Below are 12,079 nucleotides of genomic sequence, written 5' to 3'. Positions count from 1 at the left end.
CCCGCACCCAGTGAGGAACGCTGATGAAGAAGTACTGGGCACCTTTGGCCGCGGCGCTGGCGGCCACCCTCGGAATGGGCGCCGCATGGCCTGCCGCGGCCACCGCCGCCGAAGCGCCGACCTCCGTCACGCGGGCCGCCGCGCCCACACCCCTGCGGCTGATGCCGTTGGGCGACTCGATCACCTGGGGCGTCGGCAGCCCCTCCGGGAACAGTTACCGGAGCTTTCTGGCGAACAGGCTGACGGCCGAGGGGCACACCCTGGACTTCGTCGGCTCGGGGCGCAACGGCACCATGTCCGACCCGGACAACGAAGGCCACTCCGGCTGGCGGATCGACCAGATCGCCGGCATCGCGGACTCCGTGCTGGCCCGCTACCGCCCCAACGTGGTCACCCTGGAGATCGGCACCAACGACCTCAACGGCAACTACCAGATCCCGACCGCGGCCGACCGGCTCCACGCGCTCATCGACCAGATCACCAGGGCCGCACCCGACGCGACCGTGCTCGTCGGCACCGTGATCATCTCCACCAGCGGCACCGAGGAGGCCAACCGGCCCGCGTTCAACGCCAAGTTGCCCGGGATCGTCCAGGCCGAGCAGGCTGCAGGCAAGCACGTACGTCTGGTGGACATGAGCGCCCTGACCGCCGCGGACCTGTCCGACGCCCTGCACCCCAACGACAGCGGCTTCGGCAAGATGGCGGACGCCTTCAACGCGGGGATCCAGGCCGCGGACGCGGCAGGCTGGATCAAGCCGCCGGATTCCGCGGCCGGGCAGGTGCGCTCCGGGATCGCGGGGAAGTGCCTGGGGGTCAACGGCGGCAACAGCGCCAACGGGACCGCCGCGGAGATCCGGTCCTGCGACGGCTCCGCCGCGCAGACGTGGTCCGCGCGCTCCGACGGCACCCTGAGGGCGCTCGGGAAGTGCCTTGACGTCACCGGTCGCGGTACCGCCAACGGCACCAAGATCGAGATCTGGGACTGCAACGGCGGCACCAACCAGCAATGGCAGACGTACAACGGCGGCTACCGCAACCCGGTCTCCGGCCGTTGCCTCGACGACCCCAACGCGTCCACCACCGACGGTACGCAACTGGTCCTGTGGGACTGCAACGGCGGAGCCCACCAGCAGTGGACCGCCCTGCCCGTGTCCTGACCCACCTCGTGACCCCACTCTCACGCACCCGCACAAGGAGGTTGATCCTTCATGTCCTGGCTCAACGACGAGCCTCTGCTCCGCAGGGCCCTGGTCTCGGCCACCGGCCTCTTGGCCGGCACGGCACTGGCCCTGACCGGACCGGCGAGCCTCACCGCGCACGCCGCTTCCGGCACGCTGGGCGCGGCGGCGGCGGACAGCGGCCGCTATTTCGGTACGGCCGTGGCTGCCGGAAAACTGGGCAACTCGACGTATTCCACGATTCTCGACCGGGAATTCAACATGATCACCCCGGAGAACGAGATGAAGTGGGACACCACCGAACCGTCTCGCGGCAACTTCAACTTCGGCCCGGCCGACCAGATCGTCAGCCATGCCACCGCGCACGGGCAGCGGATGCGCGGCCACACCCTGGTGTGGCACTCGCAGTTGCCCGGGTGGGTCAGCTCCATCGGTGACGCAGGCACCCTGCGCAGTGTGATGAACAACCACATCACGACCGAGATGAACCACTTCAAGGGCAAGATCTACGCCTGGGACGTGGTCAACGAGGCGTTCGCCGACGGCGGCAGCGGTCAGCACCGCAGCTCGGTCTTCCAGAACGTGCTCGGCAACGGCTTCATCGAGGAGGCCTTCCGCACCGCCCGGGCCGCCGACCCCTCGGCCAAGCTCTGCTACAACGACTACAACATCGAGAACTGGACCGACGCCAAGACCCAGGGCGTCTACAACATGGTCAGGGACTTCAAGGCGCGCGGTGTGCCCATCGACTGCGTCGGCCTCCAGAGCCACTTCGGCGCGGGCGGCCCGCCGTCGAGCTTCCAGACCACCCTGTCCAGCTTCGCCGCCCTCGGCGTCGACGTCCAGATCACCGAACTCGACATCGCCCAGGCCTCGGCGACCGCGTACGGGAACACGGTCCGGGCGTGCATGAACGTCGCCCGCTGCACCGGCATCACGGTGTGGGGGATCAGGGACAGCGACTCGTGGCGGACGGGGGAGAACCCGCTGCTGTTCGACAACAACGGCAACAAGAAGCCTGCCTACGACGCGGCCCTTTCCGCGCTCGGCGGAGGTACGGGGAATCCAGGCGGAGGCATCGTCTCGGGCCAGGTGTACTCGCTGACCGACGTGGCCGCGGGCCGGGTGCTGGACGTGCCGTCCGGACAGACGGCGAACGGCACGCCCGTGCAGGTCTGGGATGCCAACGGCAGTGCCGCGAACCAGCAGTGGCGGGCGAGCCAGAACAGTGACGGCTCCTACACGCTGACGAACATCGCCAGCGGGCGGGTCCTGGACGAGCCCGGCGGCCAGACGGGCAACGGCACCCGGATGGCGATCTGGGACGCCAACGGCGGTGCGAACCAGCACTGGCGGGCGAGCGTCAACGGCGACGGTTCGTACACCCTGATCAACGTCGCCTCGGGCCGGGCGCTGGAGATCCCCAGCGGGCAGACCGGCAACGGCGCCCCGGTCCAGATCTGGGACTCCAACGGCGGCGCCAACCAGCACTGGAACCTCAGGTGAGGTGACCCGGAACGAACACCCCGCGTCCGGTACGGCGGCCGTCGCCGGACGCGGGTTCCGCATGCCCTCATAACGGACTGACCAGGGGCGATACATGGGATGGATCTGTATCCGATTGGGAGTGCCGAGCGTATTGACTCGCTGATGGACCTGTGGAATCACTATGACATGGGATGTCTGAGGGCTTCCTGTGGGTGCTCTCGATTGCCCCGCCACCATCCCGTTCGGCCAGGCACAGGACTCTCTGTCACCTTCCCCCACATCCCAAAGGAACAGAATGCGGCCTTCATCCTTTTCCCGTCGGAGTCCTACGGCTCGCAGACCACGCTTACTCGCGTTCGTCGCCGTAGGTGTGATGGCGCTGCTGGCCATGATGTCGGCGACGGCGCAGACGTGGTCGGCGCCGGCACCCGATCCGGCATCGACGCCGGCGCCCTTGATGAGTTCGGCGTCCGGGCGGTGTCTGGACGTCAAGGGCAATGTCGACACGCCGGGGACGGCGCTGGACATCCAGGACTGCGACAACCAGGCGAACCAGGCGTTCGAGTTCACCTCGGCGGGCGAGCTGAGGACGATGAGCGGCACCCGCTGTGTGGACGCCTACGACAACCGGACCGCGCCGGGAACCCCGGTGATCATCTGGTCGTGCAACGGGCAGTCGAACCAGGCCTGGCGACAGAACTCCGACGGGTCCGTCACCGGTGTCCAGTCCGGCCTGTGCCTGGACGTCAACGGGGCGGGCACGGCCAACGGCACCGCGGTCATCCTGTGGACCTGCAACGGTCAGAGCAACCAGAAGTGGACCACGTCGACACCTCCGCCCGCGCCCGGCGGGTCGGGCCCGTGCGACCTCTACTCCGCGGGCGGCACTCCGTGCGTGGCCGCGCACAGCACCGTGCGGGCGCTCTACGGGTCGTACAGCGGCAGCCTCTACCAGGTCAGGCGCGCCTCGGACAACACGACCAGGAACATCGGTGTGCGGGCGGCCGGCGGCTTCGCCGACGCGGCGGCGCAGGACTCGTTCTGCGCGGGCACCTCCTGTGTGATCACGGTTGTCTACGACCAGTCCGGACGCGGCAACGACCTGTGGTACCAGGGATCGGCCCAGGTACCGGGGTCGAGTCAGAGCAGTCCCGCGAAGGCGACCTCGGAGTCACTGACCGCCGGGGGCACCAAGGCGTACTCGCTGTACATCAATCCCGGGAACAGCTACTGGCGGGACGGTCATCTGACGGGCGTGCCGACCGGCAGCGCACCGGAAGGGGCGTACATGGTGACCAGCGGCACCCACGTGAACAGCGGCTGCTGCTTCGACTACGGCAACAGCGAGACGACCCGGAAGGCCGACGCGGCCGGGGCGATGGACGCGATCAACTTCGGCACCCAGTGCTGGTTCGGCGGCTGCTCGGGCAGCGGTCCCTGGGTCCAGGCAGACCTCGAATGGGGCCTGTACTCCGGTGGCAGCCAGTCCTGGAACGGCAACCAGCGGGCCTTCCCCGTCAAGTTCGTCACCGCGATGCTGAAGAACAACGGGACGTCGAGGTTCGCCCTGAAGGGCGGCAACGCGCAGTCCGGCAGCCTGACCACCCTGTGGGACGGCGGGCTTCCCGGCGGATACAGCCCGATGAAGAAGCAGGGCGCCATTGTTCTCGGCAGCGGCGGTGACTGCTGCAAGCCCGGTGGCGGCGCCAACCTGAGCGCCGGCACCTTCTACGAGGGCGCCATCGTCGCCGGCTACCCCTCCGACGCGACCGACAACGCGGTGCAGGCCAACATCACCGCGGCCGGATACCGCTAGTCCTTCTGTCCCACGGCGTGTTCTGCCGCAACCCGGCCCAGGAGTCAATGACATGCACATGATTACCCGGACGTTGGCGTTCGCCTTCTCCATCGCGCTGTTCTGTGTGGGCGTACCCCTCGTCTCCCTCGGCACGGCGCAGCCCGCCGTCGCGCTGGGCAACGGGCTGGCGCTGACCCCGCAGATGGGCTTCAACGACTGGAACGCGTACGGCTGCAACGTCTCCGAGTCGCTGATCAAGTCCACCGCGCAGGCGATGCACACCAACGGCATGCAGGCAGCGGGCTACTCCTACGTCAACATCGACGACTGCTGGATGACCCACAACCGCGATTCCGGCGGCCGTCTGGTGCCGGACCCGGCCAAGTTCCCCGACGGCATCAAAGGCACCGCCGACTACGTGCATTCGCTGGGGCTGAAACTGGGGATCTACGAGGACGCGGGCACCGCGACCTGCGCCGGGTATCCGGGCAGCCTGGGGCACGAGAGCACGGACGCCCAGTCGTTCGCGTCGTGGGGCGTGGACTACCTGAAGTACGACAACTGCAACAACAACGGGGTGTCCGCGCAGAGCCGGTACACCGCGATGCGGGACGCCCTGGCGGCCACCGGCCGGCCGATCCTCTACAGCCTGTGCAACTGGGGTCAGGACAACGTGTGGACCTGGGGCGCGGGCGTGGGCAACAGCTGGCGCACCACCGGGGACATCAGCGCCAACTTCGCCAGCATGCTGTCCATCTTCCACAGCAACGTGGGACTGGCCTCCTACGCGGGACCGGGCCACTGGAACGACCCGGACATGCTGGAGGTCGGCAACGGCTCGATGACGGCCACCGAGAGCCGCAGCGAGTTCAGCCTGTGGGCGGAGATGGCCGCGCCGCTGATCGCGGGCACCAACATCCCCTCCGCCAGTGCGGAGACCCTGTCCACGCTGACCAACTCCCGGGTGATCGCGGTCGACCAGGACCCCCTCGGCAAGCAGGGCACCATGGTCTCCTCCTCGGGCGGCCGGGACGTGCTGGCCAAGCCTTTGGCCAACGGGGACGTGTCGGTGGCGCTGTTCAACGAGACGGGCTCGACAGCGACCATCTCCACCACCGCGGCCGCGATCGGCAAGACCGGAGCGTCCGCCTACACCCTGACCGACCTGTGGTCGGGGGCGTCCTCCACCACCTCGGGCACGATCAGCGCCTCGGTCCCGGCGCACGGCACCGTGATGTACCGGGTCGCGGGCGGCACCAGCGGCGGCGGCACCAGCGTGACCGGCGCGGTGCACGCGGTGGGATCCGGCAAGTGCCTGGACGTACCCAACTCGACCACGACCGCCGGTACCCAGGTGGAGATCTGGAGCTGCAACGGCGGCGCCAACCAGACATGGACGCACTCCGCGTCCAACCAGTTCACCGTCTACTCCGGCAGCGCCCAGATGTGCCTGGACGCCTACAACAACCAGACCACTCCGGGCACGAAGGTGGAGATCTGGTCGTGCAACGGCCAGAGCAACCAGCAGTGGACCCTGAACGCCAACGGCACCATCACCGGCGTCCAGTCGGGCCTGTGCCTGGACGTCGCCGGCGGGGCCACCGCCGACGGAACCCTCGCCGAGCTGCGGACCTGCAACGGCGGCAGCAGCCAGCGGTGGACGTTGGGATGACTCCGCATTCGAACCCCGGAGGAGGTCTCCATGCTCGAACCAGCCGTTGATCGCCGACGCAGGCGATGGAAGGCAGTGCTCCTTGTCGCCCTGGCGATGGCCGTGGCGGCGTTCGGCGCACCGGCGTTCGCCACATCGCCGGGGGCCGGTACGGCGGCCGTCGCCCGCCCGGCCGCCCACAGCGCGGCGGACGCGTCGCTCCCTTGCGACCTCTACGCCGCGGGCGGTACGCCGTGTGTGACGGCACACGCCACGACCAGGGCGCTCTTCGCCGCCTACAACGGGCCGCTGTACCAGATCCAGCGGGCCTCCGACCACAGCTACCGCGACATCGGAGTGCTCAGTGCCGGCGGATACGCGGACGGCGCGTCCCAGGTGTCGTTCTGCTCGGGCACGTCCTGCACGATCACGAAGATCTACGACCAGACCGCCCGGCACAACGACATGCCGATCTCGTGGGGCGGCTACTGGAAGGGGCCCGGACCCAACGGTTCCGACGTCGGCGCGGACGCCATGGCCCTGCCGGTGACCGCCGCCGGCCATCAGGTGTTCGGCGTCAAGGTCACCCCCGGCGTCGGCTACCGGCTCGACCACGCGAACGGCGTGCCCACCGGGGCGCAGCCCGAAGGCATCTACATGGTGACCTCGTCGAACTACACGAGCCAGTGGTGCTGCTTCGACTACGGCAGCGGTGAGAACTCCCACACCGACACCGGCAACGCCACCATGAACGCCATCTACTGGGGCACCGCCTGCTGGTTCGGCGGCTGCACCGGCAGCGGCCCGTGGGTCGAGGCCGACCTGGAGAACGGCATGTTCCACACCAACACCGGCTCCAACAAGGACCCGAACAACCAGGGCGTGCACTACCCGTTCGTCAGCGCGTGGCTGAAGAACAACGGCACCAGCAACTTCACTCTCAAATACGGCAATGGCACGAGCGGCGGCCTGACCACCACCTACTCCGGCCCCCTGCCGAACGGCTACTCACCGATGAAGGTCGACAGTTCGGTCCTGCTCGGCACCGGGGGCGACAACAGCCCCAACGGCGTCGGCGAGTTCTTCGAGGGCGCGATCACGGCGGGCTATCCCTCCGACGCCACCGAGAGCGCCGTCCAGGCCGCCATCACCGCGGCCGGCTACGGCACAGGGGGCGGTGGCGGTACGTCGACCGCGCTGCACGCGATCGGTGCGGGCAAGTGCCTTGAGGTGCCGGGTGCGTCCACGACCCCGGGTACGCAGACGCAGATCCGCGACTGCACCGGAGCGGCGAACCAGACCTGGTCCCGGACCGACTCCCGCCAGCTCACCGTGTACTCCGGCAACAGCCGGCTGTGCCTGGACGCCTCCGACCAGGGCACCAGCCCCGGCACCAAGGTCATCACCTGGACCTGCAACGGCCAGGCCAACCAGCAGTGGAACGTCAACGCCAACGGCACCGTCACCAGCGCCCAGTCCGGCCTGTGCCTGGACGTGACCGGCGCCGCCACCGCAAACGGCACCCCCGTCGAACTGTGGACCTGCAACGGCGGATCCAACCAGCAGTGGTCACTGAACTGACCCCGTGACACGTGACGCAGGAGGACCGAATGAGGACGAGAGCGAGACCCGGCCGTCTGGTACTGGCCGTCGGCATCGTCTTGGCGTTCGTGCTGCAGCTGTCGGCCACGGCCGAGAGCCGGGCCGTCTCGGGCGAGGCGCTGAGCGTGAACCTGGCGTCGACGCGGGGCCCGTCGACCGGCGTCGGTGAGGGGTTCCTCTACGGTTTCACGCAGGACGGCAGCCAGCCGGCGGACCAGTTCATCAAACCGCTGGGAATCAACGCGTTCCGCGGCGGCGGCTGGTTCTCCGGCGGCTGGATCAAGGACAACTACCAGTACGGATCGGCCACTCGGGCCGACCTCGACTCGATCGTCGCGCAGGCGAAACGGCTCACCCAGCCGCCGTACCACGCGCAGTACCAGGTACTGGTCAGCGACATCTACGGCGCCAACGGCGGGCAGCCGTCCAACACGAGGTACCCGTGCGACAACGGCGACTGCTCCAACTGGATCAGCTTCATCGACTCCACGGTGGGGGCACTGCAGGCATCGGGGCTGAAGTTCGCCTACGACATCTGGAACGAGCCGGACATCTCCGTCTTCTGGACCCGGGGTGTGAACAGCGCCCAGTACTTCCAGATGTGGGACACCGCCTACCGGGAGATCCGGCGCCTCGCCCCCTCGGCGCAGATCGTGGGACCGTCGCTCGCCTTCACCCCGCAGAGCAACCCGGGTGAATGGCGGACCTGGCTCGCGCACGTGAAGGCGGCCGGAACGGTACCCGACATGATCACCAACCACGACGAAGGGGATGTCGACGACCCGGTCACCGTCTCCCAGTCCCTCAACAGCGCCCTGACAACGGCGGGCATCGGCCCGCTGCCGCTGTCCGCGAACGAGTACCAGCCCGCCGACCGGCAGACCGCCGGGGTGACGGCCTGGTACCTGGCGCGGTTCGCGCAGTCCGGATACACCAACGCGATGCGCGGCAACTGGGTCTGCTGCGTCACCCCCAACCTGACAGGAGTCCTCACCCAGAGCGGCGGCACCTGGCAGCCGACCGGCAACTGGTGGGCGCTTCGCGACTACGCCGACATGACCGGCACCCTCGTCGACACCTCCGGCCAGGTCGGCTCCACCGCGATCTCGGCCTCCGAGGACCCCGCCAACAAGCGCGCGGTCGCGATCATCGGCGACGCGAACGGCAACTCCGGTACCGCGTCCGTCACCTTCAACGGACTGCCGTCCGTACCCTGGCTGACCAACGCCGGCAGCGTGCACGTCACCGTGCACCGCATCCCGGACCAGGCACCGCTCGCCGCGCCACAGACCGTCTACGACCAGAACCTGAGCGCCTCGGGCGGCTCAATCACCGTCCCGTTGACGTACCAGGGCGCGCACGACGCGTTCGCCGTCTACCTCACCCCGGCCTCCTCCGGCGGCGAGAGCTTCCCGGCCGGCTACCACCAGCTCGTCGTCGCCAACAACAACTTGTGCCTCGACGTGTACGGCGCTTCAAGCAGTGCGGGCGCCGCGATCGACCAGTGGACCTGCAACGGGCAGAGCAACCAGCAGTTCCAGTTCGTGCCGGTCTCGGGCGGCTACGGCGAACTGCGCGCCCAGAACTCCGGCCAGGACGTGGCGGTCGCCGGCAGCTCCACGACGGCAGGCACCCCGAATATCGTCCAACAGCCCCCCGGCACAGCGGCCAACGGCCTCTGGCTGCCCGTGCGCCAGTCCGACGGCTCCTACGCCTTCCAGAACCGCAACAGCGGTCTGTGCCTGGACGTCTACGGCGCCGGCAGCACCGCGGGCCAGCAACTCGACCAGTGGCAGTGCAAGAACGCACCCGGCACCAACCAGGACTTCTTCGTCCGCTGAACCGTCCGCCGACCGCACCGGCCGTGGACACCCCCCACCTGCGAAAGGAACCCACCGTGTCAGCAATCGCACGGCTGTTACGGCGCCTGCGTGTCCCGACGGCCGTGGTCGCGGGCCTCGTCCTGGCCGCCGGCGGCGTCGTGGGCACAGCCGCCGCTCCGGCTCGGGCGGCCACCTCCATCACCCTCAACGGCGCGTCCGGCGGACGGACCTTCGACGGCGTCGGCGCGATCAGCGGGGGAGGCGGCAACAGCAGACTCCTGATCGACTATCCCGAGCCGCAACGCGGCCAGGTCCTCGACTACCTCTTCCGGCCCGGCTACGGCGCCTCCCTGCAGATGCTGAAGGCCGAGATCGGCGGGGACACCAACTCCACCTCGGGAGCCGAGCCCAGCCACCAGCACACCCGCTCCGACCTGAACTGCGACCGGGGCTACGAATGGTGGCTGATGGAGCAGGCCAAAGCCCGCAACCCCGACATCAAGCTGTACGGGCTCGCCTGGGGCGCCCCGGGCTGGATCGGCAACGGGAACTTCTGGTCCACCGACATGGTCAACTACCTGGTCTCGTGGCTGGGCTGCGCCAAGCAGCACGGGCTGAGCATCGACTACCTCGGCGGATGGAACGAGCGGGGCTACAACGTCTCCTGGTACCAGCAGCTGCGGGGCGCGCTCAACAGCAACGGCTACGGCAGCGTCAAGATCGTCGCGGCCGACTCGGACTGGTCCGTGGCGAACGACGTCAACTCCAACCCGGCGTTCGCCTCCTCGGTGAGCGCCATCGGCACGCACTATCCCTGCGGCTACCGGTCGTCCCAGTCCACCTGCTCGGTGCCGGCGGCAGCCATGTCGTCCGGCAAGCCGCTGTGGGCGAGCGAGAACGGCTCCGACGACTACAACGGCGGAGCGCAGGCCATGGCCCGCGGCATCAACCGCGGATACATCGACGGACGGATGACCGCCTACCTCAACTGGCCGGTGGTCGCCGCGCTCACCCCCAACCTGCCGTATCCCACCATGGGTATGTCCGTGGCCGCGCAGCCGTGGTCCGGCTCGTACTCGATCGGCAAGAACACCTGGGTGATGGCGCACACCAGCCAGTTCACCAGCCCCGGATGGCACTATCTCGACGCCTCCAGCGGCTACATCGGCGGCAACCGCGCCAACGGAAGCTATGTCTCGCTCAAGTCCACGAACAACTCCGACTACTCCACGGTCATCGAGACCATGGACGCAGGCAGCGCGCAGACGCTGAACTTCAACGTCACCGGGGGACTGTCCGCCGGAACCGTCCACGTCTGGTCCACCGACGTCGGGTCCGCCAACCCGGCCGACCACTTCGTGCACACCACGGACCTCACCCCGTCCGGCGGCGGATTCAGCCTGACCGTCCAGCCCGGCCACCTGTACACCCTGACCACCACGACCGGACAGGGCAAGGGCACCGCCACCGGTCCCGCCCGGAGCACCCTGAAGCTGCCGTACAGCGACTCGTTCGACGGCTACACCACCGGCACCGAGGCGAAGTACCTCATGGACTGGCAGGGCGCCTTCGAGACGGTGGGCTGCGGCGGCGGCCGCAGCGGAAAGTGCGTGCGCCAGATGAGCCCGCAGAAGCCGATCACCTGGGACTCGCTGACCGATCCGCACGCCCTGCTCGGTGACGTGGGCTGGGGCAACTACACCCTCACGTCGGACGTGCTGCTGGAACAGCCCGGATACGCCGAGCTGATCGGCCGTGCGGGCGGGCACGACTACGACCGCACCGGCGGTCAGAACGCCTACCGCCTGCGGGTGAGTGACACCGGGGCCTGGTCGATCCTCAACTCGAACACCAACGGCAACGTCACCACCCTGGCCCGCGGCACGACCGCGGCGCTCGGCACCAACCGGTGGCACACCGCGGCCCTCACCTTCTCCGGCACCACCATCACCGCCGTCATCGACGGCGCCACGGTCGGTTCCGTGAACGACGGCACCTGGGCCGCCGGGCAGATCGGCTACGGGACCAGCCAGGGCGAGACGGCACAGTTCGACAACCTGTCCATCACGCCCGGCAGCGGCGGGAACGACGGCGGCACGACCGGCGCGATCGTCGGGGTCGGCTCCGGCCGGTGCGTGGACGTACCGAACCAGTCGCAGACGGCCGGCACCCAGGTGGCGCTGTGGGACTGCAACGGCGGCAGCAACCAGCAGTGGACGAACACCTCCGCCGGTGAGCTGCGGGTCTACGGCAGCGACTGCCTGGACGCCGCGGGCCAGGGCACCAGCCCCGGCACCAAGGTGGACATCTGGGGCTGCACCGGCGGCGGCAACCAGAAGTGGACGCTCCACGCCGACGGCACCATCACCGGCGACCAGTCCGGCCTGTGCCTGGACGCCGCCGGCGCCGGAACGGCCAACGGCACCCTGCTGCAGCTGTGGACCTGCAACGGCAGCAGCAACCAGAAGTGGACGCGCGACTGATCCCGTGACCGGCGGCCGGACTTCCTCAGCCTCCCCGATCCCTCCGAAAGGCCCCA

General features: G+C 68.8%; 6 protein-coding genes and 1 pseudogene. All 7 read left to right on the top strand.

The genetic code is table 11. From position 1 onward, the window contains the following. The first annotated feature begins 23 nt into the window (after positions 1-23). Complete coding sequence (locus tag RKD20_RS01885; RefSeq protein WP_424876067.1) at positions 24-1,157, top strand: ricin-type beta-trefoil lectin domain protein; 1,134 nt, start codon at positions 24-26, stop codon at positions 1,155-1,157. A gap of 51 nt (positions 1,158-1,208) precedes the next feature. After that, positions 1,209-2,681 (top strand): annotated as a pseudogene (locus tag RKD20_RS01880) (endo-1,4-beta-xylanase); the annotation flags it as partial. 358 nt (positions 2,682-3,039) lie between these two features. Beyond that, positions 3,040-4,482, top strand: coding sequence for an arabinofuranosidase catalytic domain-containing protein (locus tag RKD20_RS01875; RefSeq protein ID WP_424876066.1), 1,443 nt, complete (start codon positions 3,040-3,042; stop codon positions 4,480-4,482). 52 nt (positions 4,483-4,534) lie between these two features. Further along, on the top strand, positions 4,535-6,136 hold the full coding sequence (locus RKD20_RS01870) for a glycoside hydrolase family 27 protein (protein WP_424876065.1): 1,602 nt from the start codon (positions 4,535-4,537) through the stop codon (positions 6,134-6,136). A 30-nt stretch (positions 6,137-6,166) separates the two neighbouring features. Beyond that, positions 6,167-7,696, top strand: a complete 1,530-nt coding sequence (locus tag RKD20_RS01865) for an arabinofuranosidase catalytic domain-containing protein (protein WP_424876064.1) — start codon at positions 6,167-6,169, stop codon at positions 7,694-7,696. Between the two features lie 29 nt (positions 7,697-7,725). Then, positions 7,726-9,558, top strand: a complete 1,833-nt coding sequence (locus RKD20_RS01860; protein WP_424876063.1) for an RICIN domain-containing protein — start codon at positions 7,726-7,728, stop codon at positions 9,556-9,558. 56 nt (positions 9,559-9,614) lie between these two features. Further along, the gene (locus RKD20_RS01855) at positions 9,615-12,023 is read left to right on the top strand and encodes a ricin-type beta-trefoil lectin domain protein (protein WP_424876062.1); all 2,409 of its coding nucleotides are present in this window, start codon (positions 9,615-9,617) and stop codon (positions 12,021-12,023) included. The last annotated feature ends 56 nt before the right edge of the window (positions 12,024-12,079 follow it).

It is taken from the genome of Streptomyces sp. SLBN-8D4 (assembly GCF_049739545.1).
In the GTDB taxonomy this organism is placed as follows: Bacteria; Actinomycetota; Actinomycetes; order Streptomycetales; family Streptomycetaceae; genus Streptomyces; species Streptomyces canus_C.
Note: the sequence above shows the minus strand (reverse complement) of the source record. Positions and strands in the feature narration are given on the sequence as shown.